General features: G+C 66.5%; 28 protein-coding genes. 17 read left to right on the top strand and 11 right to left on the bottom strand.

All coding sequences use genetic code 11. The features are described 5' to 3' along the window. Positions 1 to 95: 95 nt before the first annotated feature. From G524_RS0101980 to G524_RS0101960, 5 genes are all read left to right on the top strand, one after another. The gene (locus G524_RS0101980; RefSeq protein WP_027442203.1) at positions 96 to 2,327 is read left to right on the top strand and encodes a S9 family peptidase; all 2,232 of its coding nucleotides are present in this window, start codon (positions 96 to 98) and stop codon (positions 2,325 to 2,327) included. Between the two features lie 81 nt (positions 2,328 to 2,408). Beyond that, entirely contained in the window at positions 2,409 to 3,434 is a 1,026-nt protein-coding gene (locus tag G524_RS0101975; RefSeq protein ID WP_027442202.1) for an aspartate-semialdehyde dehydrogenase, read from the top strand. 5 nt (positions 3,435 to 3,439) lie between these two features. Beyond that, on the top strand, positions 3,440 to 3,628 hold the full coding sequence (locus G524_RS17140; RefSeq protein WP_027442201.1) for a hypothetical protein: 189 nt from the start codon (positions 3,440 to 3,442) through the stop codon (positions 3,626 to 3,628). A 27-nt stretch (positions 3,629 to 3,655) separates the two neighbouring features. Continuing rightward, the gene (locus G524_RS17135) at positions 3,656 to 4,009 is read left to right on the top strand and encodes a hypothetical protein (protein ID WP_027442200.1); all 354 of its coding nucleotides are present in this window, start codon (positions 3,656 to 3,658) and stop codon (positions 4,007 to 4,009) included. Further along, entirely contained in the window at positions 3,981 to 4,478 is a 498-nt protein-coding gene (locus tag G524_RS0101960; RefSeq protein WP_051220835.1) for an SAM-dependent methyltransferase, read from the top strand. The genes G524_RS17135 and G524_RS0101960 overlap by 29 nt, the downstream gene beginning before the upstream one ends. A 3-nt stretch (positions 4,479 to 4,481) precedes the next feature. Here the strand turns inward: G524_RS0101960 and G524_RS0101955 are convergent, their stop codons facing one another. The 3 genes from G524_RS0101955 to G524_RS14700 are packed head-to-tail and all read right to left on the bottom strand — an operon-like array spanning position 4,482 to position 7,615. Next, positions 4,482 to 6,065 (bottom strand): MDR family MFS transporter, encoded by a 1,584-nt coding sequence (locus G524_RS0101955; protein ID WP_027442198.1) that lies wholly within the window; start codon positions 6,063 to 6,065, stop codon positions 4,482 to 4,484. 1 nt (position 6,066) lies between these two features. Next, complete coding sequence (locus G524_RS0101950; protein WP_027442197.1) at positions 6,067 to 7,179, bottom strand: HlyD family secretion protein; 1,113 nt, start codon at positions 7,177 to 7,179, stop codon at positions 6,067 to 6,069. Continuing rightward, complete coding sequence (locus G524_RS14700) at positions 7,172 to 7,615, bottom strand: MarR family winged helix-turn-helix transcriptional regulator (protein ID WP_036857094.1); 444 nt, start codon at positions 7,613 to 7,615, stop codon at positions 7,172 to 7,174. Before G524_RS14700 ends, G524_RS0101950 begins: the two co-directional genes overlap by 8 nt. A gap of 78 nt (positions 7,616 to 7,693) precedes the next feature. On the opposite strand from G524_RS14700, the gene G524_RS0101940 reads away from it, so the two are divergent. The 6 genes from G524_RS0101940 (at position 7,694) to G524_RS14695 (ending at position 13,362) form a co-directional block, all read left to right on the top strand. After that, complete coding sequence (locus tag G524_RS0101940) at positions 7,694 to 8,458, top strand: alpha/beta fold hydrolase (protein ID WP_027442196.1); 765 nt, start codon at positions 7,694 to 7,696, stop codon at positions 8,456 to 8,458. A 64-nt stretch (positions 8,459 to 8,522) separates the two neighbouring features. After that, the gene (locus G524_RS0101935) at positions 8,523 to 10,397 is read left to right on the top strand and encodes a M2 family metallopeptidase (protein ID WP_036857091.1); all 1,875 of its coding nucleotides are present in this window, start codon (positions 8,523 to 8,525) and stop codon (positions 10,395 to 10,397) included. After that, positions 10,394 to 11,389 (top strand): YncE family protein, encoded by a 996-nt coding sequence (locus G524_RS0101930; RefSeq protein WP_245561263.1) that lies wholly within the window; start codon positions 10,394 to 10,396, stop codon positions 11,387 to 11,389. The genes G524_RS0101935 and G524_RS0101930 overlap by 4 nt, the downstream gene beginning before the upstream one ends. A gap of 35 nt (positions 11,390 to 11,424) precedes the next feature. Next, positions 11,425 to 11,856 carry an ATP-dependent zinc protease family protein gene (locus G524_RS0101925; protein ID WP_342662439.1) on the top strand — a complete coding sequence of 144 codons (432 nt, stop codon included), beginning with the start codon at positions 11,425 to 11,427 and terminating at the stop codon, positions 11,854 to 11,856. Between the two features lie 24 nt (positions 11,857 to 11,880). Next, a complete protein-coding gene (rimK, locus tag G524_RS0101920; protein ID WP_027442192.1) occupies positions 11,881 to 12,786 on the top strand; it encodes a 30S ribosomal protein S6--L-glutamate ligase in 906 nt (301 codons plus the stop codon). Between the two features lie 63 nt (positions 12,787 to 12,849). Further along, entirely contained in the window at positions 12,850 to 13,362 is a 513-nt protein-coding gene (locus tag G524_RS14695) for a YbjN domain-containing protein (protein WP_051220832.1), read from the top strand. A gap of 54 nt (positions 13,363 to 13,416) precedes the next feature. Here G524_RS14695 and G524_RS0101910 read toward each other — a convergent pair whose 3' ends face one another. From G524_RS0101910 to rpsF, 4 genes are all read right to left on the bottom strand, one after another. Beyond that, a complete protein-coding gene (locus G524_RS0101910; protein ID WP_027442191.1) occupies positions 13,417 to 14,853 on the bottom strand; it encodes an AMP nucleosidase in 1,437 nt (478 codons plus the stop codon). 138 nt (positions 14,854 to 14,991) lie between these two features. Then, on the bottom strand, positions 14,992 to 15,597 hold the full coding sequence (gene rplI, locus G524_RS0101905) for a 50S ribosomal protein L9 (RefSeq protein ID WP_027442190.1): 606 nt from the start codon (positions 15,595 to 15,597) through the stop codon (positions 14,992 to 14,994). Positions 15,598 to 15,609: 12 nt separating this feature from the next. Continuing rightward, positions 15,610 to 15,834, bottom strand: coding sequence for a 30S ribosomal protein S18 (gene rpsR, locus G524_RS0101900; RefSeq protein ID WP_027442189.1), 225 nt, complete (start codon positions 15,832 to 15,834; stop codon positions 15,610 to 15,612). Further along, on the bottom strand, positions 15,834 to 16,199 hold the full coding sequence (rpsF, locus tag G524_RS0101895; protein ID WP_027442188.1) for a 30S ribosomal protein S6: 366 nt from the start codon (positions 16,197 to 16,199) through the stop codon (positions 15,834 to 15,836). Before rpsF ends, rpsR begins: the two co-directional genes overlap by 1 nt. Before the next feature lie 223 nt (positions 16,200 to 16,422). On the opposite strand from rpsF, the gene G524_RS0101890 reads away from it, so the two are divergent. The 5 genes from G524_RS0101890 (at position 16,423) to G524_RS0101870 (ending at position 19,914) form a co-directional block, all read left to right on the top strand. Next, a complete protein-coding gene (locus tag G524_RS0101890) occupies positions 16,423 to 17,370 on the top strand; it encodes a DUF808 domain-containing protein (RefSeq protein WP_027442187.1) in 948 nt (315 codons plus the stop codon). A gap of 11 nt (positions 17,371 to 17,381) precedes the next feature. Continuing rightward, entirely contained in the window at positions 17,382 to 18,029 is a 648-nt protein-coding gene (locus G524_RS0101885) for a glutathione S-transferase family protein (RefSeq protein ID WP_027442186.1), read from the top strand. 84 nt (positions 18,030 to 18,113) lie between these two features. Beyond that, positions 18,114 to 18,611: a helix-turn-helix domain-containing protein gene (locus G524_RS0101880; protein ID WP_027442185.1), complete on the top strand. Its 498-nt coding sequence runs from the start codon at positions 18,114 to 18,116 to the stop codon at positions 18,609 to 18,611. 148 nt (positions 18,612 to 18,759) lie between these two features. Beyond that, entirely contained in the window at positions 18,760 to 19,365 is a 606-nt protein-coding gene (locus G524_RS0101875) for a hypothetical protein (protein ID WP_156893976.1), read from the top strand. Positions 19,366 to 19,395: 30 nt separating this feature from the next. After that, positions 19,396 to 19,914 carry a hypothetical protein gene (locus G524_RS0101870; protein WP_156893975.1) on the top strand — a complete coding sequence of 173 codons (519 nt, stop codon included), beginning with the start codon at positions 19,396 to 19,398 and terminating at the stop codon, positions 19,912 to 19,914. 204 nt (positions 19,915 to 20,118) lie between these two features. Here G524_RS0101870 and G524_RS0101865 read toward each other — a convergent pair whose 3' ends face one another. The 4 genes from G524_RS0101865 to G524_RS0101850 all read right to left on the bottom strand — a co-directional run bounded on the left by G524_RS0101865 (position 20,119) and on the right by G524_RS0101850 (position 24,168). Then, on the bottom strand, positions 20,119 to 20,751 hold the full coding sequence (locus tag G524_RS0101865) for a class I SAM-dependent methyltransferase (protein WP_027442182.1): 633 nt from the start codon (positions 20,749 to 20,751) through the stop codon (positions 20,119 to 20,121). Between the two features lie 127 nt (positions 20,752 to 20,878). After that, on the bottom strand, positions 20,879 to 22,420 hold the full coding sequence (locus G524_RS0101860) for a class I adenylate-forming enzyme family protein (protein ID WP_027442181.1): 1,542 nt from the start codon (positions 22,418 to 22,420) through the stop codon (positions 20,879 to 20,881). 36 nt (positions 22,421 to 22,456) lie between these two features. Continuing rightward, positions 22,457 to 22,744 carry a hypothetical protein gene (locus tag G524_RS0101855; RefSeq protein WP_027442180.1) on the bottom strand — a complete coding sequence of 96 codons (288 nt, stop codon included), beginning with the start codon at positions 22,742 to 22,744 and terminating at the stop codon, positions 22,457 to 22,459. Further along, positions 22,741 to 24,168: a glutamate ligase domain-containing protein gene (locus G524_RS0101850; protein ID WP_051220831.1), complete on the bottom strand. Its 1,428-nt coding sequence runs from the start codon at positions 24,166 to 24,168 to the stop codon at positions 22,741 to 22,743. Before G524_RS0101850 ends, G524_RS0101855 begins: the two co-directional genes overlap by 4 nt. 56 nt (positions 24,169 to 24,224) lie before the next feature. On the opposite strand from G524_RS0101850, the gene G524_RS0101845 reads away from it, so the two are divergent. Continuing rightward, the gene (locus G524_RS0101845; protein WP_027442178.1) at positions 24,225 to 25,055 is read left to right on the top strand and encodes an LD-carboxypeptidase; all 831 of its coding nucleotides are present in this window, start codon (positions 24,225 to 24,227) and stop codon (positions 25,053 to 25,055) included. Positions 25,056 to 25,073 lie beyond the last annotated feature (18 nt).

The following is a 25,073-nucleotide window of genomic DNA, read 5'->3' as shown; positions in this document are numbered from 1 at the left end:
TGCGGGGACATGCGCGCGCAGGGGTTTTGCAATTTCGTCCGCCCTTCGCCATGAACCGGGCCGTTCGTGCCACATGCGAAGGGCCTGTCCTTGACATGCGATCTTGCCTCATTGCCGCTCTCACCCTCTTTCTTGCCGCGCCTGCAGCTGCGGAGGCGCCGGTGAGCGCCGCGCCCCCCGTGCTCAGCTTCGAGCGGGTGTATGCCTCGCCCGGCCTCGATGGCCCGGCCCCGCGTCAGGCGCGGCTCTCGCCCGATGGGCGCTGGCTCACCCTGCTCAGGAACCGCCCGGATGATCGCGAGCGCTATGACCTGTGGGGCTATGAGATCGAGGCCGGCCAATGGCGGATGCTGGTCGATTCCGAGAGGCTCGGCTCGGGGCGCGAGCTGTCCGAGGAGGAGAAGATGCAGCGCGAGCGCGCGCGCATCGGCAATCTCAAGGGCATCATCACCTATCAATGGGCGGCCGATGGGGAAGGGGTGCTGGTGCCGCTTGACGGCGATCTGTTCCTGGCCCGGCTCGATGGCACCGTCACCCGGCTGACCGACTCCGAGGGCACCGAACTCAATCCCCAGCTTTCGCCGCAAGGTCGGTTCGTCAGCTTCGTGCGCGATCGGCGGCTGTGGGTGGGGCCGGTGGGCGGAGCGGCGCGCCCGATCACGCCCGAGGGCGAGGGTGAGGCGGTCCGCTGGGGTGAGGCCGAGTTCGTCGCCCAGGAGGAAATGCACCGGCTCGAGGGCTATTGGTGGGCGCCAGACGAGAAGCGGCTGGTGGTGCAGCGCACCGATGAGGCCCCGGTGGGGATCGTCACCCGCGCGGCGATCGGCGCCAAGGGCACGCGGGTCTATGACCAGCGCTATCCCATGGCTGGCACCGACAACGCCGTGGTCGAACTTTACGTGATGGACCCCGATGGTTCGCGCCCGGTCAAGGTCGATCTTGGCCCCAATGTCGATATCTATGTCGCCCGGGTCGATTGGGCGCCCGATGCTTCCGCAATCTATGTCCAGCGGCAGGACCGCGCGCAGAGCCGGATCGACATGCTCAAGGTCGATCCTGCCACCGGCGCTGCGCAGATCTGGTTCAGCGAAACCGCGGCACGGCCCGATTACTGGGTGAACCTGTCGGACAATTACCGCTTTTTGAGGGACGGCAGCCTACTGTGGTGGTCGGAGCGTGATGGCTTTGGCCATTTCTACCTGTTGAGGGACGGGCGCTGGCAACAGCTGACCCGCGGCGCTTCGCCCACCACGCGGCTGGTGGGGGTGGACGAGGCGGCGGGCACCTTCACCTATCTTGCCACCCATGAGGTGCTGACCCAGCAGCTCTATCGCGCGCGGCTTGACGGCACGGGGGCGCCGGAACTGCTCAGCGATCCCGCCTTCACCCACGGCGCCAGCATGGATGGGGCCGGGCGGATGCTCTATGTCACCCGCTCCAGCCCGAGCCAGCCGCCGCAATCCTATCTCGCCGCGCCCGATGGCACGCGGGTCGCCTGGATCGAGGAGAACCGGGTCGAGGGCGCGCATCCCTATGCCCCCTTCCTTGCCGGCCATGCCACGCCCGAATTCGGGACGATCGCGGCCGAGGACGGCACACCGCTCCACTGGATGATGCTGAAGCCCAAGATGCAACCGGGCAAGCGTTATCCGGTGTTCTTCAGCCACTATGGCGGGCCGGGGCCGCAGATGGTGACGCGCGGCTGGGGCGGTGCGCTCGCCCAGGCGATCGTTGACAAGGGCTATATCTACTTCGTGCTCGACAACCGCGGTTCGGCCAACCGCGGGGTCGATTTCGAGCAGCCGCTCTACCGTGCCATGGGCAGCGTCGAAGTGCGCGACCAGAAGGCGGGCGCGACCTTTCTCAAGAGCCTGCCCTTCGTCGATCCTCACAAGATCGCGATCTATGGCTGGTCTTATGGCGGCTATCTGACGCTCAAGATGCTTGAGGCCGATCCCGGGCTTTATGCCGCCGGCATTGCGGGGGCGCCGGTGACGCGCTGGGAGCTTTATGACACCCATTATACCGAGCGCTACATGGGCGATCCGCGCGAGGTGCCCGAGGCCTATGCCAGGGCAAGCGCCATCGGTGAGGCGAGCCGGATTGCCGATCCGCTGCTGCTGATCCACGGCATGGCCGATGACAATGTGGTGTTCGAGCACAGCAGCGAGCTCATCAGCGTGCTGCAGGAGGCCAACCGCCCCTTCGAGATGATGCTCTATCCTGGCTATACCCACCGCGTCGGCGGGCCGATGGTGGGCCCGCACCTGTGGAACAGCATCTTCCGCTTCCTTGCCGCCCACGGGGTGACGCCGCCTGCCGAATAGGTCTGCAGCCATTGCGGATAGGCGTTGCGCTTGGCCGCGCGCGCGCTATGGCGCCCACGCGAGACAGAAGGAGAAAGCCAGGTGGGTTATCGGGTGGCAGTGGTCGGCGCAACCGGCAATGTCGGGCGCGAGATGATGCAGGTGCTGGCCGAGCGCGAATTTCCCTGCGACGAGGTGGCCGCGGTCGCCTCGCCGCGCTCGACCGGGACCGAGATCGAGTTCGGCGATACCGGGCGGATGCTCAAGTGCAAGAACATCGAGCACTTCGACTTTGCCGGCTGGGACATCGCCCTGTTTGCCGCCGGTTCCGGCCCGGCCAAGCTCTATGCTCCCAAGGCGGCTGCGGCGGGCTGCGTGGTGATCGACAATTCTTCGCTCTACCGCATGGACCCTGATGTACCGCTGATCGTGCCCGAGGTGAACCCGGATGCGATCGACGACTACACAAAGCGCAACATCATCGCCAATCCCAACTGCTCGACCGCGCAGCTGGTGGTGGCCTTGAAGCCGCTCCACGATGTCGCCCGGATCAAGCGGGTGGTGGTGGCGACCTACCAGTCCACTTCCGGCGCGGGCAAGGCGGGCATGGATGAGCTCTTCGCCCAGAGCCGCGCGATCTTTGTTGGCGATCCGGTTGAGCCGGCCAAGTTCACCAAGCAGATCGCCTTCAACGTGATCCCTCACATCGACGTGTTCCTCGAGGATGGATCGACCAAGGAGGAATGGAAGATGGTGGTCGAGACCAAGAAGATCCTCGACCCCGCGATCAAGCTCACCGCCACCTGCGTGCGGGTGCCGGTGTTCGTCGGCCATTCCGAAGCGGTCAATATCGAGTTCGAGAAGGAAATCAGCGCGGCCGAGGCGCAGGATATCCTGCGCGAGGCGCCGGGCGTGATGCTGATCGACAAGCGCGAGGATGGCGGTTACGTCACCCCGATCGAATGCGTTGGCGATGCGGCGACCTTTGTCAGCCGCGTGCGCGAGGATCCGACGGTGGAAAACGGCCTGTCGATGTGGGTGGTCTCGGACAACCTCAGGAAGGGCGCGGCCTTGAACGCGGTGCAGATTGCCGAACTGCTCGGCCGCCGGCACCTGAAGAAGGGTTAGGCGCGATGCGCGCGGGGCTGGCTGTGCTTGCGGCCTTGCTGCTCGCGGCGGGCTGTGACAGCGGCGAGGTGCCGAGCCCGACCGAGCGCGCCGAGGGCGCGGCGGCGGGCGAGGCGCTTGCTGCCGATGTGGTCGAGCTGCGCGGTGAGGGCCTGAGCGCTGGGGCCGAAGCCTTCTATTTCGCCGCCGGGTAGAAGGAGGTCGAGGCTGCGCTCGCCCGCGTGCTCGGCCCGGCGATGCGCAGCGGCGCCAATCCCGATTGCCCGGCAGGCCCGATCACCTTCACCGATTTTCCCGGCGGGCTTACGGCCCATTTCCAGGAAGGGCGGCTGGTGGGCTGGAACTGGCATCAGAGGCAGGATGGCGATGCGCCGGGCCGCGGTAGGCTGCGCCTTTCCGGCAGCAAGGTGGCGCTTGCCAGCCCACGCGCGCTAGTGGAGGCCGCCCCCGGCTTTGCCCCGATCGCCGGCAGCACGCTCGGCGAGGAGTTTGCGCTGGGCGAGAAGATCGGGGGCTTCATCAAGGATGATGCGGTGGAGATGCTCTATGCCGGAACCCAGTGCTTCTTCCGCTGAGGCGCCGGGGGCGATCACGCTCTATCCGATCGGCCATGTCGTGGGCGGGCGCGCGCAGGTGATCGATGACAATTGGGGCGCGGTTGAGGCGGCAATTGCGCTCGATCCCAAGCGCTTTACCCCCGATGCGCTGGCGGGGCTTGGCGATTTCAGCCATTGCGAGGTGATCTTCCTGTTCGACCGGGTGCCCGAGGCGAAGATCGAGACCGGTGCGCGCCATCCGCGCGGGCGCGCGGACTGGCCGCGGGTCGGGATCTTTGCGCAGCGCGGCAAGAACCGGCCCAACCGCCTGGGGCTGACGACCTGCGAGATCCTCGGGGTTGACGGCCTCACCCTGCGGCTGCGCGGGCTCGATGCGGTCGATGGCACCCCGGTGCTCGATATCAAGCCGGTGATGCAGGGCTTTGCCCCGCGCGGGGCGCTGCGCGAGCCGGAATGGGCGCGCGCGATCATGCAGGATTACTGGTAGGCCCTACTCGCTCAGCGCCACCGGCCCTGCCGGCGCCCGGTTGCGGCGCATCAGCAGCGCCAGCGGGGCAGCGGCAAGGGTGATCCACATCATCAGCCAATAGTCATCAATATAGGCGATCATCGCCGCCTGGCGGTTCACCTCGGCATCGATCAGCGCCATCCCCGCATTGCCCAGCGCCTGGAAGCGATCGGTGGTGGAAAAATCGATGATGCTTCCCGTGCCCGCGGTCACATGGCTGGCGAGATCGCCGTGGGCCACCTGGAGGTTGCGCGCCAGCAGCACAGTCATCCACGCAATCCCCGCCGAGGCTCCGAGCGAGCGGAACAGGTTCAATAGGCTCGAGCCATCGGTGCGCAGGGTCGGGCTGAGCGTGGCAAAGGCGCTGACCTGAAGCGGGATGAACACGAGGCCCATGCCCAGCCCCTGGACCAGGCCGCTGATGATGATGTGCCGCGCATCGACCGCGAGCGACCAATGCGCCATCTGCCACAAGGAAAAGGCGCTGATGAGAAAGCCGCTTGCCACCACCGGGCGCGCGTCGATCCCGCGGCGCATCAGCAGCCCGGAAATCTGCATCGAGACGAGGATCCCCACCCCGCGCGGCATCAGCACCAGCCCGGTGTCGATCACGCCATAGCCGAGCAGGTTCTGCAGCATCGGCGGCAGCAGGGCCATCACCGCGAACATCACGATCCCGATCACCACCATGAAGGCGAGCGCCAGGGCAAAGTTGCGATCGGCAAAGAGCGCGCGTTCGAACAGCGGGCTGCGCGCCGTGGCAAAATGCACCACCACCATCCAGGTGGCTGAAAGGGTGATGAGCAGATAGGCCCAGATTTCTGCCGAGGCGAGCCAGTCGCGCTGCTGGCCGCGGTCGAGCATCAGCTGGAAGGCTGCCAGCGCCAGTGCGAGGAGCACAAATCCGGCAAGGTCGAAACTGCGCGCGCGCCTTGGCCGCTGCGGGAGGAAGGCGATCAGCGTGGCGAGCGAGAGCGCGCCCACCGGCAGGTTGACGAAGAACACCCAGCGCCAGTTGGCGGTTTCGGTGAGCCAGCCGCCGAGGATCGGCCCCAGGATCGGGCCGATCATGATCCCCATGCCCCACAGGGCCATCACCTGCGGGTGGCGCGAGGGGCGGGTGGTATCGAGCATGAAGGACTGGCTGAGGGGGGCGATGAAGGCCCCGGCGACGCCCTGCAGCGCGCGGAAGATCACCATCTCCTCGAGGTTCTGGGCAAGGCCGCACAGGCCCGAGGCGAGGATGAAGCCCGCCACCGAGCCGATGAACAGCCGCCGCGCGCCGATGCGGTCGGCCAGCCAGCCAGTGATCGGCAGCGCCACCGCCGAGGCGATGATATAGCTGGTGAGCACCCAGGTGATGGTTTCAACTGTTGCGCCGAGCGAGGATTGCATGTGCGGCAGCGCGACATTGGCGATGGTGGTATCGAGGATCTGCAACAGCGATGCTGCCATCACCCCGATGATCATCAGCGGATAGTTGCGGCTTTGAAGCTCGGCTTGGTCTGGGCGGTGCGGGGGCGCGATCGGCCCGGCCGCCGAGGGATTGGCCGCCGCGCTTGCCATCTCAGCCGCGCCGGCGGCGATCGGTGAACACCGTCACCTCGCACGAAAGCCCCGCGATCAGGCGGCGCGGGCTTTGCTCCTCGAGCGCGATGCGCACCGGCACGCGCTGGGTAACCTTGACCCAATTGCCCGTGGCGTTCTGCGCCGGGAGCACCGAGAATTCCGCCCCCGTGCCGGCGCCGATGGACGCAACGCGGCCCTTGAGCACCAAGCCGGGATAGGCATCGATGCGTATCTCGGCCGGTTGGCCCACCGCCATATCGGCAAGGTCGGTCTCCTTGAAATTGGCCTCGATATAGGCCGATCCGGCGCGCACCAGGGTGAGCACCGGCAGGTTGGGCACCACCTGCTGGCCCACCTGGAGCCGATCGGCCTCGGCGATGCGGCCCGCGGCGGGCGCGCGCACCTCGGTGCGGCGCAGCGCCAGCTCGGCGCTGGCCCGGCGTGCCCGGGCGGCGGCAAGCTGGGGGTTGACCCCGGGCACCGCCGATCCGGTGGCCAGCCGGGCGCGGGCCTCGCGCTGACGATCCTGCGCCCGGGCCACGGCCTCGCGCGCCTGGAGCACCGCCTGTTCGGCCGCCTCGTAATCGGCCTTGGTGGCAAAGCCCTTCTCGCGCAGCGCGCGCACCCGCTCGAACCGCGCTTCGGCAAAGCCGACATCCTTGCGCGCCGCGGAAATCTCGGTGCCGGTCAGATCGGCATCATTGCTCAGCACGACGAGATTGGCCTCGGCCGCGGCGATTGCCGCATCGGCCTCGGCCAGCTGGTTGCGGTAGGGCTCGGGATCGATACGGAACAAGAGGTCGCCCGCGGCGACATCCTCGCCCTCGGCAACCGCGACCTCGACGATCCTGCCGCCGACCTCGGCGCTGACCGAGACAAGATCTTGCTTTACATAGGCATTGTCGGTCGAGACCTGCCCGGCAAGGCTGTGCCAATAGGCAAGCGCGGCGATCATCAGCACCAGCGGCACCGCCAGCATCACCGCCCAGCGCCGCCACCTGCCGCGCGGCGCGGCAGCGGGGGTCGGCCCGGCAGGGGTGGCGGGCGCAGGCGCGGGCGCGCTGGCTTCGCCGGTCTCGGGGGCAGGGCGCAGGGGATCGGCCTCAGCCATGGGCGGCCTCGGGTTGACGTGCGGCGGCCAGATTGTCGGCAATCCGCGCCAGCATGGCGGCAAACAGCGCGCGGTCCTCCTCGTCAAACCCGGCGAGCATGTCTTCTGACAGGGCTTCGACCGTCTGCTCGAGGCGGGTGACGATGCCGCGGCTCTTGTCGGTCAGGTGCAGGATGCGCGCGCGCCGGTCTGCCGGCGCAGCGCGGCGCTCGACCCAGCCGGCATCCTCGAGCCGGTCACAGATGCGGGTGAGCGTGATCGGCTCGATCTCGAGCCGCTCGGCATAGAAGGCCTGGTTGCGGTCTGGATTGCGGGCAAGTGCAAGAAGCAGCCGCGCCTGCGGCCCGGTAAGCCCGAGCGAGCGCACCCGCTCATCGAACAGGCGGCGCAGCTGGCGCGAATTGTCGGCAAGGCGATAGCCGGTGGCAATGCTCATGCGTGAGCTTATAATAAGCAGGCTTACTGTTTTCAAGCACGCTGGCGCTTGCGTCGGCGGCACGCTAGCAGGCGGGCCATGAGCATCACCACGCACATGTTCGACAGCTTCGATGGCACCCGCCTTGCCTATCACAGCGCCGGGGCCGGGGGGCGCACGGCGATCCTGCTGCATGGCCTGTTTTCCTCGGCCGAGATGAACTGGATCAAGTGGGGCCATGCCGCGCGCCTTGCCGAGGCCGGGATGCGGGTGGTGATGCTCGATTTTCGCGTGCATGGGCACAGCGCGGCGCCGCACGATCCGGCGGCCTATCCGCCGGGCGTGCTGGTGCGCGATGTCGCCGCGCTAATCGATCACCTCGCCCTCGAGGAGGAAGGCTATGATCTGGTCGGCTTTTCGCTCGGCGCGCGCACCGCGGCTCATGGCTGCGCCAGCGGCGTCTTTGCCCCGCGGCGCCTGGTGCTGGCGGGAATGGGGGTTTCCGGCCTTGCCGACTGGCAGCGGCGCGGTGCCTTCTTCCGCCGGGTGATCGATGAGTTCGACACCATCACCCGCGAGGACCCAGCCTGGCTTTCGCGCCAGTTCTTGAAATCCCAGGGGGTTGATCGGGTGGCGGCACGGCTGCTGCTCGACACCTTCACCAATCTCGATCCGGCCAGCCTGGTCGCCGTGGAGGTGGAGACGCTGGTGATCTGCGGCGCGCGCGATCAGGACAATGGCTCGGCTCCGGATTTGGCAAGGCTGCTGCCGCGGGCGCGCTATCAGGAAATCCCCGGCGGCCACCTCGACAGCGCCACTCGGCCCGAACTGGCCGAGGGGATTCTTGCCTTCCTCACGGCTTGATTCCCGCCGCAGGGCGGTTCACACCGCCGGGCAGTCCCATGATCAGTTCCGGGAAACCCAACCGATGACCATTACCGCCCATGTTCTGCGCGGCGCTGTCGCTGCGCTCGCCATCGCCGCGGCGGCGCCGCTTGCCGCCGAGGATGACGCCGCGCCTGCCCCCGCCACTACGGCTGCGGCTACGGCCGATGTCGCGGCCCCGAGCGCTGCCGAGGCGCGCGCCTTCGTGGCCCGGGTCGAGGCCGAGCTTGCCCCCTTCCTCGTCGACTATGGCCGGGTGAGCTGGCTCAACGCCACCTACATCAATTTCGATACCGACACGCTCGCCGCGCAATATGGCGCCGAGCTGACCAAGCGCCAGGTCGCCTATGCCAACGAGGCGGCGCGCTATGCCGGACTTGCCAATCTCGATGCCGAGACGCGCCGCAAGCTCGACATGCTGCGCATCGGCATTTCGCTGCCCGCGCCGGCCCGTCCGGGCGCGGCCGAAGAGCTCAACGCCATCGCCACCCGGCTCAATTCGGCCTATGGGCGCGGCCGCGGCACGCTCGGCGGCCAGCCGATCAACGGCTCGGACATCGAGGCGGAGATGGGCAATCTCGCGCGCTCGCCAGAGGAACTCAAGGAAATGTGGGTGAGCTGGCACGACAATGTCGGCGCGCCGATGCGGCAGGACTATGCCCGCATGACCGCGCTCGCCAACGAGGGTGCGCGCGAGCTGGGCTTTGCCGACCTCGGGGCGATGTGGCGTTCGGGCTATGACATGCCGCCCGAGCAATTCGCCGCCGAGACCGAGCGCATGTGGCAGGAGGTAAGGCCGCTCTACATCGCGCTCCACACCTATGTGCGGCGCAAGCTCAACGAGAAATATGGCGATGCGGTGCAGCCTCGTACCGGCCCGATCCGCGCCGATCTGCTCGGCAACATGTGGGCGCAGGAATGGGGCAATATCTATCCGCTGGTGGCCCCCCCGGGGGCGGGCGATATCGGCTATGACCTTGCCGACCTCATCACGAAGAAGAACCTCGATCCGATTGGCATGGTCAAGATCGGCGAGCAATTCTTCTCCTCGCTCGGCTTTGCGCCCTTGCCCGAGACCTTCTGGGAGCGCAGCCAGTTCGTCAAGCCGGCCGACCGCGAGGTGATCTGCCATGCCTCGGCCTGGGATATCGACAATGTCGATGATCTGCGCATCAAGATGTGCATCAAGCCAAATGCCGATGACTTCATCACCATCCACCACGAGCTCGGCCACAATTACTACCAGCGCGCCTACAACAAGCAGGACCTGCTCTATCTGAACGGGGCCAATGACGGCTTTCACGAGGCGATCGGCGACATGATCGCGCTCTCGATCACGCCTGAATATCTGGTGCAGATCGGCCTGCTTGATCCGAAGGACGTGCCGAGCGCCGACAAGGATATCGGCCTGTTGCTGCGCCAGGCGATGGACAAGGTCGCCTTCCTGCCCTTTGGCCTGTTGATCGATCGCTATCGCTGGGCCCTGTTCGACGGCTCGATCCCCGAGGCCGACACCAACACCGCCTGGACGCGGATGCGGCTGCAATATCAGGGCATCGTCCCGCCGGTGGAGCGTCCGGCGGATGGCTTTGACGCTGGCGCCAAGTATCACATTCCCGGCAACGTGCCCTACACCCGCTATTTCCTTGCCCGGCTGTTGCAGTTCCAGTTCTACAAGGCGGCCTGCGATATTGCCGGGTGGAAGGGGCCGCTCCACCGCTGCTCCTTCTATGGCAACAAGGACGTGGGCGCGAAGCTCAACGCGATGCTGGAAATGGGCGCCTCGCGGCCCTGGCCCGATGCGCTCGAAGCCTTCACCGGCACAAGGCAGATGAGCGGCAAGGCGATGATGGAATATTTTGCCCCGCTGATGAAGTGGCTGGAAAAGCAGAACAAGGGCGAGAAGGCGGGCTGGTGAAGCGGCCTTCGCGCAGCCTTGTCGCAGCGATGCTGGCGGTGCTTGCCGCCAGCCATCCTGCCGCCGGGGCACGGGCCGAGGGCGCGCTGTTCGTCGCGGCCAAGCGCGGCAATACGCTCTCGAGGCTCGATCTTGCCAGCGGCGCGGAGGTGCTGCGGGTGCCAAGCTGCGCCAATCCGCACGAGCTTGCCACCTCGCCCGATGGCGAGCATGTGGCACTTGCCTGCTATGGCGGCACCACGGTTGATATCTTCACCACCGCCGAACTGGCCAAGGTTGCCAGCATCGAACTGGGTGAGAACGCGCGTCCGCATGGGATCGTCTGGCATCCATCAGGCGCGATCTATGTCACCGCCGAGGGACGCCGCGCACTGTTTCGCATCAGCGCGCCGCTTTCGGGCGCGCCGCGGCTCGCGGAATTTGCAACCGGAAAGCTGGGCAGCCACATGATCGCGGTTGCGGGCGATGCAAGCGCCGCCTGGACCACCGATTTGGGCTCGCGCACTGTCACCCGGGTGACCTTGGTACCGGGCGTAGCACCGCGCTCCGTGGCGGTGGGCGAGGAGCCCGAAGGCATTGCCTTGTCGCGCGATGGCAAGACCCTGTGGGTCTCGGCGCGTGGATCCAATCAGGCCTTTGTCCTCGATGCCGAAACACTCGAGGTGCGCAAGACCATCGCCACCGGGCGCTTTCCCCTGCGCATCGCCGTCCGTCCGCAAGGCGATGTGGCGGTCACGTCCGATCTGCAGGACGGCAGCCTCACTGTCATCGACACCGCCAAGGCCAAGGTGATCCGCAAGATTGCTGTCTCCGGTCCCGCCGAGGCGCAGAGCCGCTTTCAGGTGACGATCCTGTGGTCGCCCGACGGCAGCCGCATTTATGTCGCCGAAACCGGTACCAGCACCATCGCCGAGGTGGACTATGCCAGCGGCAAGGTGCTGCGTCGGCTCAAGGCGGGCGAGGGCGGCGACGGGTTGGCGATCCTGCCTTGAAGGCGCCCGGCCCCTCGAAACCCAAGCCCCTCATAGTGGTGGGCTGGCGCGAGCTTGTCAGTCTGCCCGAGCTTGGCCTTCATGGCATTCCGGCCAAGATCGATACCGGTGCGCGCACCTCCTCGCTCCATGCCCATGTGCTCGATGAATTCACCCGCAAGGGCGAGCGGTTCGTGCGCTTTGCCGTCGATTGGGGCGGGATGCGCCATTTCTGCGAGGCGATCCATGTCGATCTGCGCGGGGTCACCAGTTCCAATGGCGAGACCCAGCGCCGTTTTGTCATCAAGACGCCGCTTACGATCGGTAGCCTCACCTTTCGGGCGGAAATCAGCCTGGCGGATCGTTCCCAGATGCAGTTTCCGATGCTGATCGGCCGCACCGCGCTGCGGCGGCGGGCAGTGGTGGATAGCGGCCATTCGTGGCTGCAATCCGCAGGGATTGCGGATATGGGGCCGGGCCGCGGCTAGAGCGCCGGCGAGGGAAGACCACAGATGAAGATCGCGATGCTGGCGCGCAACGCCAACCTCTATTCGCACAGGAGGCTGAAAGAGGCCGCCGAGGCGCGCGGCCACAGCCTCGACATCCTCAACACTCTGCGCTGCACCGTGCACATCGCCAGCCACCGGCCCGTGGTCTATTACAATGGTGAGCCGATTGCCGCCTATGATGCGGTGATCCCGCGCATCGGCGCCTCGATAACCAATTACGGCCTTGCCATCCTCAGGCAGTTCGAGATGGCCGGGATCTGGCCGCTCAACGAGAGCGTCGCCATCGGTCGCAGCCGCGACAAGCTGCGCGCGCTGCAGATCCTCGCCAAGCACGGGCTCGGCCTGCCGCTCACCGCCTATGCCAATGATCCCAAGGCCGCCGAGGAGATCATCCGCGCGGTCAATGGGCCGCCGGTGGTGATCAAGCTGATCGAGGGCACGCAGGGCATCGGCGTGGTGCTGGCCGAGACCATGTCGAGCGCCAAGTCGGTGATCGAGGCCTTCCGCGGCGCAAACGTCAACATCCTGGTGCAGGAATTCATCAAGGAAGCCGGGGGCACTGATATCCGCGCGCTGGTGGTGGGGGGCAAGGTGGTCGCGGCGATGAAACGCACCGGCGCGCAGACCGAGTTCCGCTCCAACCTCCACCGCGGCGGTTCGGCCGAGGTGATCCGGATCACTCCCGAGGAACGCTCGACCGCGGTGCGCGCGGCGCGGCGCATGGGCCTCAACGTGTGTGGGGTGGACATGCTCCGAAGCAATCACGGCCCGGTGATCATGGAGGTCAATTCCTCTCCGGGGCTTGAAGGCATCGAAAGCGCCACCGGCAAGGACGTGGCCGGGCAGATCATCGATTTCATCGCTGCCAATGCCGCGGGCGGCAAGACCAGGACCAAGGGCAAGGGATAGTGGTGGACCACTGCCCGGTGGAGGGATAGAAGCGAGTCGGACACGCGATTGGGGGGGAAGATTATGGCATTACGCATCAATGCAGCGCGCGGCGCGCTGGCGCTTGCATCGGGCCTGGCGCTGTGCGCCGCCCTTGCCGTGCCCGCCGCCGCGCAAACGCAGCGCGGCATGGTGAGCGCAGCCCAGCCCGAAGGGCTGGTCGCGGTGCTCAAGGGTGCGGGCTACGAGACCACGCTCGACAAGGACGATCTGGGCGATCCGCTGATCCGTTTCCGGGGCGAGGGCTACCGGGTGACGATGCTGTTCTATGGCTGCGACAAGACCACGCACAAGGGCTGCGATTCGGTGCAGTTTCGCACCGCGTTTGACCGCGAGGAGCCGTGGACGGCGCGCGCCGTATCGGATTTCGCCGCCAAGTATCGCTATGCCTCTGCCTCGCTCGATGACGAGGGCGATCCGGTGTTCACGTGGGACGTCGTGACCGGCGATGGCATTCCTGCGGCCGTGTTCCTCAGCAGCGTCCGGCGCTTCGAGAACACCATCAGCAACGCCGCTGAACTGGTGTTCGGCAAGTAGTGCTTTCAGCGCAGACCCGAGTGGGGTTGCCTGCCGGATCGCTGCGGCTGCGGCTCAGCGGAAAGGCGGCTCGTTGAAGGCGCGCAACTTCCGCGAATGCAGCCGGTCGCCCTCGTCGCGCAGGCGCGAGACCGCGACGATCCCCATCTGCAGGTGCGCCGCGATCGCTTCCTCGTAGAACTTGTTGGCCTGCCCCGGCAGCTTGATCTCGCCGTGGAGCGGCTTGTCCGAAACGCACAGCAGCGTGCCATAGGGCACGCGGAAGCGATAGCCCTGGGCGGCGATGGTGGCGCTTTCCATGTCGATCGCGATCGCGCGGCTCTGCGAGAAGCGCCGCGCCGAGGAGGAATAGCGCAGCTCCCAGTTGCGATCATCGGTGGTGACCACCGTGCCGGTGCGCATCCGCTGCTTGAGGTTGGCGCCCTGGACGCCCGAGACTTGCTCGGCCGCCGCCGCCATGGCCTGCTGCACCTCGGCAATGGGCGGGATCGGCACCTCGGGCGGGAGCACCGCATCGAGCACGTGATCATCGCGCAGATAGGCGTGGGCGAGCACGAAATCGCCGATCTTCTGGGTGGAACGAAGCCCGCCGCAATGGCCGATCATCATCCAGGCATGGGGGCGCAGCACCGCGAGGTGATCGCAGATGGTCTTGGCATTGGAAGGACCGACGCCGATGTTGACGAGGGTGATCCCGCGCCCGTCCTTGCGAATGAGGTGATAGGCGGGCATCTGGTGGCGGCGCCAGGCGGTGTCATTGAGCTGATCCTGCGCGTGGGGCGTGGGCGCGCGGATGTCGAGCCCGGCCGCGCCGGTCAGCGCTTCATAGCCGTCCTTGCCGATTTGCTGCGCACCCCAGTTCACGAATTCATCGACATATCGGTGATAGTTGGTGAACAGGATGAAGTCCTGGAAATCGGCCACCTCGCTGCCGGTGTAATGCTTGAGCCGGGCCAGCGAATAATCGGTGCGCAGCCCATCGAACAGCGAGAGCGGCATGGGGTGATCGCCGTCAAGCTCGATCCCGTCGGCAAGTTCATCGCCAATGAGGGCAAGGTCGGTCGAGGGGAAATGCGCCGCGATCTCCTGCGGGGCCACCCCCACCATCGCCGCGCCGGCCTCGCCATCGAGGACATAGGGAAAGGGGATCTCCTGGCGCGAGCGCTCGACCGTAACCTCGATCTCGTATTCGGCAGCGATCAGCTCGAGCTGCTCGGTGAGATAGGCGGCAAAGCGGTCCGGGCGGGTGATGGTGGTGGCATAGGTGCCGGGCGCCTCGAGCCGCCCGAAGGCGCGGCTGCGATCGCGCGGCGCGCCGATCCCGCCATAATGCAGGGTGATCTGGGGATAGGCATAGGAGCCATCCTCGCGCCGGCTCGGCGGGGGCAGGGTGCCATCACGCCCGAAGGCGATCACGTCCTCGCGCAGGTTGCGCACGGCTTCGTCATAATGCTCCTGAAGCTGGGCGAGGATGGCGGGGATGTCGATCATGGCAGATGTTCTGCTCCCTTGTTGTTATGCTTGTTTGGCAAGGCCGTGGCGCAGGCGGGCGGTGATTGCAACAAGGGCGCGAAGATCGCATCCGACCTTCGCGCCCTGCCGTGTTTTCTGGCCGTGGGGCCGAAAGGATCAGGCCTCTTCGCCGCCCTCGCGCAGTTCGGCCGGGATTTCGCCCGGCTCGAGGCTGGTGTCGATGCGGGTCGCCTCGGCCTGTTCCTCGATCGCGCGCTGCTCGTCGGCGAACATCTGGGCAAGCACGTCCACGCCTTCGCTCTGCAGCTTGGCCTCGTCGTCCGAGCGGGCAACATTGGCCTTGACCGTCACCCGCACCTCGGGGTGCAGGGCGATGGTGACATTGTGCATCCCGATGGTCTTGATTGGCGCGCCCATGATCACCATGCGCTTGTCCACCGTGTGGCCGAGTTCGGCGAGGCCGGCAACGATGTCGCGCACGCTGACCGAGCCGTAGAGCTGGCCGGCGTTGGAGGCGGCGCGGATCAGCACCACCTCGGCGCCTTCGACCTTTTCGCCGAGCTTCTCGGCCGCGGCGCGGCGTTCGGCATTTTCCTTCTCGAGACGCTCGCGGTTGGCTTCGAAGATCTTGCGGTTGGCCTCATTGGCGCGCAGCGCCTTCTTCTGCGGCAGCAGGAAGTTGCGGGCATAGCCGTCCTTCACCGTCACCACATCGCCGATGGTGCCGAGCTTCTCGATCCGTTCGAGGAGAATGATTTCCATGACTGTCCCCTCTTACTTCACGATGTAGGGCAGAAGGCCGAGATGACGCGCGCGCTTGATCGCTTGGGCGAGTTCGCGCTGCTTCTTGGCCGAGACCGCGGTGATGCGCGAGGGCACGATCTTGCCGCGCTCGGACATGAAGCCCTGCAGCAGGCGCACATCCTTGTAATCAATCTTGGGCGCATCCTTGGCCGCGAAGGGGCAGGACTTGCGACGACGGAAAAATGGGCGGGCCATCAGTCACGCTCCTCACGGGTTTCGCGGCGCTTGCGCTCGCGTTCGTTCTTGCGCATCATCACCGAGGGGCCTTCCTCATGGGCATCGACCCGCACGGTCATGTAGCGGATGATGTCCTCATTGATGCGGGTCTGGCGCTCGAGTTCGGCCACCACGCTGCCGGGGGCATCGATATTGAGCAGCACGAAATGGGCCTTGCGGTTGCGCGCGATCTTGTAGGCGAGCGACTTCAAACCCCAGGTTTCGATCTTGGTGACCTTGCCGTTGTTGGCTTCGATGATTTCGGTGGCTTGCGCCGCCAGCGCGTCAACCTGAGCCTGGCTCAGATCCTGACGCGCAAGAAAGACGTGCTCGTAGAGCGCCATCCTTGCGTCCTTTCACTTCCCTGCCGATCGCTGGCTGATCCGGCGCCTGCACCTGATGCGGCGCGCGGGGCCCCTCCGGCTTTCTTCGACAAATCGCCGGGGCGCATCCCCGCCGAAGCGCGGCCCCTTACAGCCTTGCGCGCAAATTGCAAGACTTGTCGCGCGGGAACTGTCGGGGCAGGCGCCGGGATTGGCCACACGATTCGCATCAAGGGGGTTTGCCGTGCCGTCAGGACTGGTCGCATTGCTCGACGACATTTCGGTGATTGCCAAGGCAGCCTCGGCCTCGATCGACGATGTGGCCCTGGCCGCGGGCAAGGCCGGCACCAAGACTGCGGGGGTGGTGATCGATGATGCTGCGGTCACCCCGAGTTATGTGACGGGCCTTTCCCCGGCACGGGAATTGCCGATCATCTGGAAGATCACGCTGGGCAGCCTCAGGAACAAGCTCATTATCCTGTTGCCCGCCGCGCTGCTCCTGTCCGAGTTCCTGCCCCAGGCGATCGTCTGGTTGCTGCTGGTGGGCGGTGCCTTCCTTGCCTATGAGGGCGCGGAAAAGGTGATGGAAAAGCTCGGCTTTGCCAAGCATGGGGCAACGCTCGAGGACGAGATTGCCGATCCGGTCGCCTTTGAAAAGCAGCGGGTGGCAGGCGCGATCCGCACCGATCTCATCCTGTCGGCAGAGATCATGGCGATCGCACTGGCCGAGGTCGCGGCTGAGAGCCTGGCGATGCGCGCCGCGGTGCTCGCGCTGGTGGCGGTGGTGGTGACGGTGGCGGTCTATGGCGCGGTCGGGCTGATCGTGAAGCTTGACGACATCGGCCTTGCCCTTGCCCGCCGCCCCAGCAGCGCGGCACAGGGCACCGGGCGTTTCCTGCTGCGCTTCGTCCCGCAGCTGCTTGCGGTGCTCTCGATCATCGGCACCATCGCCATGCTCTGGGTCGGCGGGCACATCGTGGTCGACAGCCTCCACAAGCTTGGCTGGGACGGGTTCTACGGCCCGATCCACGCCGCCGAGCACTGGGTGCACGCGGGCGCGGGCGCCGCGGGCGGAGTGCTGGGCTGGCTCACCGCGACGGTGCTTTCGGCCCTGGTCGGCCTGGCGCTGGGCGCGGCCATCGCCTTTGCCTTGCACAAAGTGCTGGGTGTGGGCAGCGCCGAAAGCCATTAGGCTAAGCCGTCATGACCAAGCCCATCCTTTACACCTGCGCCCGCTCGCGCGGCCTGCGCGCGACCTGGGCGGCCGAAGAAGCCGAGGTTGATATTGACCTTCGCATCCTGCCCTTTCCGCCGCGCTATCTTGCGCCCGACTATCTCGCGCTCAACCCGCTCGGCACGGTGCCGATGCTGGTTGATGGCGAGGCGAAGATGACCGAAAGCTGCGCCATCGCGCATTACCTTGCCACCCGCGAGGGCCATACCGACCTTGCCATCGCCCCGGGCGCCAGGGATTACGCCGAATATTGCGACTTCACCTATCACGCCGATGCCACGATCACCTTTCCGCAGACGGTCTATATGCGCTTCTGCCTGTTCGAGAAGGACAAGGGGCTGGAAGAGGCGGGCCGGTCTTACGCCAAGTGGTTCCACAAGCGCCTCGTCAAGGTCGAACAGCGCCTCGAGGGGCGCGAATATCTGTGCGCCGATCGCTTCACCGTGGCCGATATCTGCGTTGGCTATGCGCTGATCCTTGCTGAAAATATCGGGCTTGATGAGGGCGTGCCGCAGACGCTCAAGGACTATCGCGCGCGGCTGACCGCGCGCCCGGCCTTTCAGCGCGCCTTTGCCCGCGAGGAAGCCGGCCGCCTCGCGCTCGAGAGCGCCGGCTGAGGCCGCCACCCGCACGATCCGGCTTGCCTTGATCGGGCCAAGTCACCAATCTGCGCCGGCAACGTTCTGGGGGATCACAGGATCATGCGGCACCTGCGCCGTGGCGAAGCGCTGTTCGATGTGCGCGAGGAGATGGTTGCCGAGGCGCCGCTCCCGGTGGCCTACGCCATTGGCAATGCGCTGCTGCAGATCAACATCGAGGTGCGGCACATGTATGGCCTCAAGCCGGTCGACATGCTGGCGCTGCACGTGCTGATTGTGGCCGGAGCGCAGCGGACGATGCGCCTGGCAGGCCGCGGCGTGCCGCTCAAGCGCAAGCTCGCGGTTCCGCCCGAGGAGCGCGGCACGCTGTCGCGCCGCGCGATCGCGCAGGTGCTCGATCTGCCGTTCGAGACCGTGCGCCGCGCAACCGCGCGGCTGATGGCGCAGGGGCTGATCACCGAGCGCTGTCGCGGCAAGCTGGTGGTGACTGACAAGGTGGTTGATCCCGAAAGCTTCATCCCCTTTCTTGCCGAAATTGCCAAGCGCTGGACCGCCACCACCGAAAGGCTGGCCGAACTCGGGGTTGTCAGGCTCATCTGACAGCGCGCAGTGCGTTCCGCGGCCGGCGCGGCAAATCGGACAGGCGCTTGACCAAGATCGGGTCATCTGGCGCCACGAACTCGGCTCGTCTCGCCTAGAGTGCATCCCAGCGGTCCGCCCCAGTTGGTGGACATGATGGAGGGAGCCAATGAGAAAGACTGCCGGATTGGCCGCCAGCATTGCCCTGCTGGCCGGCTCCGTGGCGCCGCAGGCCGCGCTGGCCCAGGATGCGCGCCGGGGAAGTGACGACAAGAAGGACGATGCCGCCGCCGCGGTGGTAGGCTTGGCGATTCTCGGGGCGGGTATCGCCATCGCCTCCAAGCACGGCAAGAAGCGCAAGCACGATCAGGATTGGGACACCAGCTATTACGGCGAGCCCTTCAGCCCGGCCTACGGGGTCACCTGCCTGCCGCAGCAGCGCAAGTGCTATGAAGGCGGACACTTCTCCTATCGCTGGACCAAGCGCATCTTCGGCACTTCGGCCGGGTTTGGCGGTTCGGGCGGTTCGTGGGAAGGCGGCTTTGGCGGTTGGGGCGGCAGCTACGATCCCGATCGCGCCCGCAGTGTCTGCCGTGACCGCGGCGAGCGCAAGGGGCTGCGCAATATCTTCATCGAAAGCGTCACGCCCCATCCGGAGAAGAACCGCATCGACGTGATCATGCAGAGCCGCCGCAGCCAGATGACGGTTAGCTTCGAGCGCTGGCGCTGCAAGTTCTACTTCAACAACAGCACCACCTCGATTGAGCGCATCTGAGCGGCGCGCCCACTGATCATGGAGAAAGCCATGTTGCGTCAATTTCTCGTTCTTGCCGCCACCTGCGCGATCGGGCTTGGCGGCGCGGCCCAGGCCCAGCAGGCCGCTGCCGATAGCGGCGCGATGGTACGCCGCAGCGATGTCCCCGTCTCTGCCCGGATGGGGATGCACGTGCACAGCTATGCGATGAAGGAGCTCGAGGCCGCGGTGCCCGAGCGCGACATCATGCAGCCGCTGTTCCTGCGGCTCATTCTGCTCGCCAAGCAGGAAGCCACGGCGATCAGCTGCGAGGGTTTTGAAAAGGATGGCAAGCGGATGATCCCGGTGATGTTCCGCACCCTGCAGCCGATCCTTCAGGGCGCCGAGCCCGGCAAGCCCAATCCCAAGGTCGAGGCGGCGCTGCGCGCCTATCACACCATGATGGGCGGCGAGCTGGCGATCTTTGCCCAGGATCCTGACGGCTTTTGCGAATACAGCCAGCAGATGGTCGAGGAACTCGGCAAGAGCGAGGACGAAAAGTCGCTCCTGGTGATCACCCAAGCGCCTTGACGCCCCAGGGTGGCACCGGTCCGGCAATGGGAAACGTGAGGCTGCCCATTGCCGGACCGGCTATCCTCGGCGCGGGCCGCCCAAATTCGGGATAGCCGCGCTCACGCCAGCGCGGCCCCCGGCTCGCGAAAAAAGGGGGGGGGCCGGGGTTTCCCCGAAAGAAGATGAATCGCAGCGGCGCAAGTGCCGCTGCTTGGCAATGGCTCAGTCTTTGTCCTTCCAGCCCCAGGCGAGGCGGCAGGGAAGCACGTTGCGCCACTCGAACCCGTCATCGACCTTGCTGAAGAACTGCGCGGTCAGATCGCGCGCGACCCGGCTGAACTGGTAAGTCATAAAGGCGCCGCCCGGGCGCAGCGCCCGCGCCGTGGCGGCAAGGATACGCTCGCCCACCGCTTCGGGCAGATTGGAAAAGGGCAGGCCCGAGAGGATGTAATCGGCATGTTCGTGCCCGTGGGCGCGGATGATCGCCTCGACCTCCTCGGCCGAGCCGTGCACCGCGATGAAGCGGCTGTCACGGATGGTGCGTTTGAGGTAGTCGATGAAAAGCGGGTTGGTGTCGATCACGATCAGCGTGCCATCGCGCCGCAGCCGCTCGAGCACCGGGCCGCAAAAGGTGCCTACACCCGGGCCATATTCAACAAACAGCCGGCAGGCCTGCCAGTCAACCGGCGCCAGCATCCTGGCGATGGTGTAGCGCGAGGAAGGAATGATCGAGGCGACCATGCGCGGGTGCTGGACAAAGCCCTGAATGAACACGCCCCAGGGTCCGAGTATGCGGCGCAGCCAGTGCCGAGCCCGCGTCAGCCGCGCTTGTCTGGTCAGCTCATAACCTGTCATAATGGGGGGTAATCCTCTGCCGCGCCCCCGGCACGAGGAGAGCACTTCCTGGCCGCCAGATTGCAAATCCGTGACCAAGTTGCAAGGCCAGGATCGGGTGGAGCAGCCGTTCCGGCGCGCCTCGGCCTCAGGCGGCCTGATCGGGCGTGACCGGCCGGGCAGCGAGTTCGCGGCGCAGCAGCTTGCCGATCGGGTCGCGCGGCAGGCTGTCAACAAACTCGATATAGCGCGGGCGCTTGTAGCCGGCGATCTGGCCCTTGAACCGGCGGGTGATCTCCTCGCGCGTCAGGCTCATACCGGGCTTGAGCACCACGAAGGCCTTGACCGCCTCGCCCCACTTTTTGTCGGGCACGCCGCAGCAGCCGGCATCGGCCACTTCGGGCATGGCGGCAAAGACGGCATCGACCTCGGCCGGATAGACGTTTTCGCCGCCAGTCTTGATCAGCTCCTTGGCGCGGCCGAGGAGGTAGCTGCGCCCGCGCTCGTCCATGGTGCCAAGATCGCCGGTGCGCAGCCAGCCGTGGCCCAGCGCCGCTTCGCTCGCCTCGGGATTGTTCCAATAGCCGAGCATCACCGAGGGGCCGCGCAAGGCGAGCTCGCCCTCCTCGCCGGGGGGCAGGTGCCGGCCCTCGGGATCGAGCACGGTCATGGTGACATGGGGCAGCGTCCAGCCGATCGAGCGCGGCGCCTCGAGCATGTCGGGATAGTCGATGAAGGTGGCAAAGCCGCAGATCTCGGTCTGGCCATAGCCGCCCACCACCCGCGCATCCCATTCCTTCTCGATGAATTCATACATCTCGGGGCGCCCGGTCCCGGCCCCGCCGGTGTAGTTGGTGAGCGGCATGCGCCCGCCGCGCACCGCATCCATCGCGCGCCACGGAAAGCAGATGGTGGGAAAGGCGCTGGTGGTGGTGCAGCCTTCGCGGTGGAGAAGATCGAGAATGCCTGCGCTGTCATCATCGCGCCCGGCAAAGACGCTGGTGCCCCCGCAGGCGAGCATCGCCGCGACCTGCTGCATCCCCACCACGTGGAACAGCGGGTTGACGGAGAGCAGCACTTCCTCATGCGTGAAGCGGCGGTGCTGGGCAAAGCCGAGCGCGCTTGCCGCCACCGCACTGCCCGCCTGCAGGCAGCCCTTGGGTCGCCCGGTGGTGCCGCTGGTGTACATCATGTAGACGGGCCGATCGGGGGCAAGCGCAAGCCCGAGATAGTAGCGATAGCCGGCCGCGTCATCGCCGCGGGTGACGATGGTCTCGAACTGGCCCTCGGCATCGTGCCGCTCGTCAACCGCGATCACTTCGCCCGGCTCGGCCTCGGCCAGCAGGTGGGCAAAGCGCGGGTTGGCAAAGGTCATCACCGGGCGGGCATCGCCGCAGATCCAGGCAATCTCTCCCGGGGCGAGGCGCCAGTTCAGGAGCACCGCGATCGCCCCAATCCGCGCTGCGGCGAGCAGCCCGGTGAGGAACGGCGCTCCATCGGTGAGCAGCAGCGCCACCCGATCGCCGGGGCTTATCCCTCGCGCGAGCAGCCAGCGGGCAAGGCTGGCAACGCGCGCGTCAAGCTCGGCATAGGTCAGGCGTTGGGATCCGTCGACGCTGGCAAGGCGGTGCCCGTGGCGCTGGGCGCAATTGGCAAGCAGGGTGTCGAGGCTGAAGTCACGCGGATGCATGGGCGCAAGGCTAATGCGCGCAAGGCCCTTGCTCCATCAGCGATTTTGGGGAGCGGGCGCGTCAAGATCGCTGCCGCAGCGTGTGCAGCGCCGGTTGGGCCAGGGCACCACCAGCACGCCGCGGAAGAAGGCGTTCTTGCCGCAGGTGGGGCAGTTGAAGCCAAGCATCGGCGCATTGGCGATGAGCAGCATCAGGATCGCCGCGGCAAAGGCGAGGGTGGAATGGCCGGCGAGCCGATCAACCAGCACCACCAGCACCACGCCGGCGGCGAGCACGCCCATCATCCGCCAGGCATGGCGCCGTGCGCGGGCGTAAAGGCTCATGGCAGGCGGGCGAGCAGCGCTTGGGCAAACTGCGTCAGCGTGTCATCGCGCGCGCCCATCACCACGATCCTGTCTCCCGGGCGCGCCAACGCGACGATCCTATCGGCGCAGGCGTTGCGCTCGGGGATGTGCTCGGCATGGCGGCCCGCGGCGGTGATCAGATCGACGATCCGCTCCGTGCCCTCGCTGCGATCAACCGTGCCGCCGAAATAGACCGGATCGCACATGATGGTGATGTCATCCGGCCCCAGCTCTCGCGCGAAGGTGGCGGCAAGTTCGTGCCCCATCTGGCGCAGCGGGCCATAGCCATGGGGCTGGAAGAAGGCGATCACCCGGCCTTCGCTGGCCTTGAGCGTGCGCAGCGTGGCGGCGCATTTTTCCGGGTTGTGGCCAAAATCATCGATCACCGTGATCCCCTGAGGCGAGGTGCCGATCACGTCGAACCGGCGCGCAAGGCCGGCAAAGCTGCGCAGGGCATAGACCGCCCGGTCGATCCCGATGCCCGCAGCGCTCGCCGCCGCGATCGCCGCCAGCGCATTGGCAAGGTTGTGCAGCCCCGGCATCGGCAGGATCAGCGGGAACACTTCGCGCCGGCGGTTGTCGAGCACCGCGGCGCGGATGCCGAGCGGGCTCTGGTCGATCGAATCCGGCTCCACCGCGATGTCGGCCTTCACCGCCCTGATCCCGAAGGTCACCTTGCGCCGCGCCTGGTTGGCGAGATGGGCCGCCTCCTCGCTGTCGAGATTGATCACCGCGGTCTGGCTTGCCGCCACAAAATTGCCAAACAGAACACGCAGTTCCTCGATGCTCTTGTGATCAAGACTGACATTGAGCAGCACCGCGATACTGGGCCGGTAAAGCGCGATCGAGCCGTCGCTTTCATCCACCTCGCTGACGAACAGGCCCGGCGCGCCGATCCGCGCGCTGGCATAGGGATTGTCCGGAGTGACGAAGTTCTTCATCACCGCCCCGTTCATCACCGTGGGATCAAGCCCGCTTTCCTTGAGGATCCAGGCGATCATCCCGGTCACGGTGGATTTGCCCGAGGTGCCGCCCACCGCGATGCGATGATCGGCGGCGTTGAACAGGCTGGCGAGCAATTCGGCCCGGCTCAGGCGCAGGCAGCCCAGGGCCTTGGCGCGGGCGACTTCGGGCACGCTCTCCTCGATCGCGGCCGAGGCGATCAGCACCTGCTCGGGCGAGGTGATCCCGCTGCCGTCCTGGGGATGGAGCGCAAAGCCATGGGCTTCGAGCCAGGCGAACTTGTCGGGCGTGCGCCCCTGGTCGCGGCTGCGATCGGACCCGGCCACGGGATGGCCGAGCCCGCGCGCGATCTGTGCCAGCGGCAGCATCCCCGATCCGCCGATACCGCAGAAAAACAGGGGCCGACCCGCAAGCGACCCGGCGGTGATCCCTTCGTCCATGCGCGCGATCCATATGGGCTTGCACCGGCACTGACAAGCGCCCTAGGCTTGAACCCATGACCAATATCGCAGTCTGCGCCCCTGCCACGCCGATCACGCCCGCCCACCGCGATGCATTGCTGGCGCTGGTCGCGGCCGAGTTTCCGGGGCTCACGGTGGCATTTCACGAGCAGTGCTTTGCCCGCGCCGGGCACTTTGCCGGGGACGACCTCTTGCGCCTCTCGGCGCTGCTCGACTGCGCCAATGATCCTGCCTTCGATGTCGTGTGGTTTGCCAAGGGCGGCTATGGCTCGAACCGCATTGCCGAGGCCGCAGTGGCGCAGATGAACGCAGCCGCGCGGGCCAAGACCTATGTCGGCTTTTCCGATTGCGGCTACCTGTTGGCCGCGCTCTATCGCGCCGGGATCGGCCAGAGCGTGCATGGCCACATGCCGGTAAGCGCCCTGTCCGAAGGCGGGCGCGAGGCGATCCGGCGCGTGCTGCGCTGGCTTGAAGGAGATACCAGCGGGGTCGAGCCGAGCCTCGATGGCACCACGCCCGCGGCGGCCTTCAACCTCATCACCCTCGCCATGCTCACCGGCACGCCGCTGATGCCCGATCTGGCCGGCCATGTGCTGATGGTCGAGGAGGTTTCCGAACACCTCTATGCGATCGATCGTCTGTTCTTCCACCTGGCCGCAACGCTCCCGCGGCTTGCTGGCCTCAGGCTCGGTGCGATCACCGATGTGCCTGAAAATTATGTGGAGTTTGGGCAGAGCGAGGAGGAGATCGCGCGCTTCTGGTGCGCCCGGGCGGGCATTGCCTATCTCGGCCGCGCGCTGATCGGGCACAATGCGGCCAATCACGTGGTGCCCTTCGGGCTTGCCAGCCCGCCCGTGCAGGCCTAACGGCGCGCGCCAAAATCA

The organism is Erythrobacter cryptus DSM 12079 (assembly GCF_000422985.1).
GTDB classification, from domain to species: Bacteria; Pseudomonadota; Alphaproteobacteria; order Sphingomonadales; family Sphingomonadaceae; genus Erythrobacter; species Erythrobacter cryptus.
The sequence above is the reverse complement of the archived record's forward strand: the minus strand, read 5'-3'. Positions and strand labels throughout refer to the sequence as shown.

Excerpts from the sequence above, each read along its gene's own strand:
- G524_RS0101865 (WP_027442182.1), bottom strand. The coding sequence starts at position 20,751 with ATGACAGGTTATGAGCTGACCAGACAAGCGCGGCTGACGCGGGCTCGG.
- G524_RS0101855 (WP_027442180.1), bottom strand. The coding sequence starts at position 22,744 with ATGAGCCTTTACGCCCGCGCACGGCGCCATGCCTGGCGGATGATGGGC.
- rpsR (WP_027442189.1), bottom strand. The coding sequence starts at position 15,834 with ATGGCCCGCCCATTTTTCCGTCGTCGCAAGTCCTGCCCCTTCGCGGCC.
- G524_RS0101960 (WP_051220835.1), top strand. The coding sequence starts at position 3,981 with ATGCCGGAACCCAGTGCTTCTTCCGCTGAGGCGCCGGGGGCGATCACG.
- G524_RS0101950 (WP_027442197.1), bottom strand. The coding sequence starts at position 7,179 with ATGGCTGAGGCCGATCCCCTGCGCCCTGCCCCCGAGACCGGCGAAGCC.
- G524_RS0101870 (WP_156893975.1), top strand. The coding sequence starts at position 19,396 with ATGTTGCGTCAATTTCTCGTTCTTGCCGCCACCTGCGCGATCGGGCTT.
- G524_RS0101850 (WP_051220831.1), bottom strand. The coding sequence starts at position 24,168 with ATGGACGAAGGGATCACCGCCGGGTCGCTTGCGGGTCGGCCCCTGTTT.
- G524_RS0101880 (WP_027442185.1), top strand. The coding sequence starts at position 18,114 with ATGCGGCACCTGCGCCGTGGCGAAGCGCTGTTCGATGTGCGCGAGGAG.
- G524_RS17140 (WP_027442201.1), top strand. The coding sequence starts at position 3,440 with ATGCGCGCGGGGCTGGCTGTGCTTGCGGCCTTGCTGCTCGCGGCGGGC.
- G524_RS0101940 (WP_027442196.1), top strand. The coding sequence starts at position 7,694 with ATGAGCATCACCACGCACATGTTCGACAGCTTCGATGGCACCCGCCTT.
- G524_RS14695 (WP_051220832.1), top strand. The coding sequence starts at position 12,850 with ATGGCATTACGCATCAATGCAGCGCGCGGCGCGCTGGCGCTTGCATCG.
- rpsF (WP_027442188.1), bottom strand. The coding sequence starts at position 16,199 with ATGGCGCTCTACGAGCACGTCTTTCTTGCGCGTCAGGATCTGAGCCAG.
- G524_RS14700 (WP_036857094.1), bottom strand. The coding sequence starts at position 7,615 with ATGAGCATTGCCACCGGCTATCGCCTTGCCGACAATTCGCGCCAGCTG.
- G524_RS0101955 (WP_027442198.1), bottom strand. The coding sequence starts at position 6,065 with ATGGCAAGCGCGGCGGCCAATCCCTCGGCGGCCGGGCCGATCGCGCCC.
- rplI (WP_027442190.1), bottom strand. The coding sequence starts at position 15,597 with ATGGAAATCATTCTCCTCGAACGGATCGAGAAGCTCGGCACCATCGGC.
- G524_RS0101910 (WP_027442191.1), bottom strand. The coding sequence starts at position 14,853 with ATGATCGACATCCCCGCCATCCTCGCCCAGCTTCAGGAGCATTATGAC.
- G524_RS0101860 (WP_027442181.1), bottom strand. The coding sequence starts at position 22,420 with ATGCATCCGCGTGACTTCAGCCTCGACACCCTGCTTGCCAATTGCGCC.
- G524_RS0101885 (WP_027442186.1), top strand. The coding sequence starts at position 17,382 with ATGACCAAGCCCATCCTTTACACCTGCGCCCGCTCGCGCGGCCTGCGC.
- G524_RS0101935 (WP_036857091.1), top strand. The coding sequence starts at position 8,523 with ATGACCATTACCGCCCATGTTCTGCGCGGCGCTGTCGCTGCGCTCGCC.
- G524_RS0101845 (WP_027442178.1), top strand. The coding sequence starts at position 24,225 with ATGACCAATATCGCAGTCTGCGCCCCTGCCACGCCGATCACGCCCGCC.
- G524_RS0101875 (WP_156893976.1), top strand. The coding sequence starts at position 18,760 with ATGAGAAAGACTGCCGGATTGGCCGCCAGCATTGCCCTGCTGGCCGGC.
- rimK (WP_027442192.1), top strand. The coding sequence starts at position 11,881 with ATGAAGATCGCGATGCTGGCGCGCAACGCCAACCTCTATTCGCACAGG.
- G524_RS0101980 (WP_027442203.1), top strand. The coding sequence starts at position 96 with ATGCGATCTTGCCTCATTGCCGCTCTCACCCTCTTTCTTGCCGCGCCT.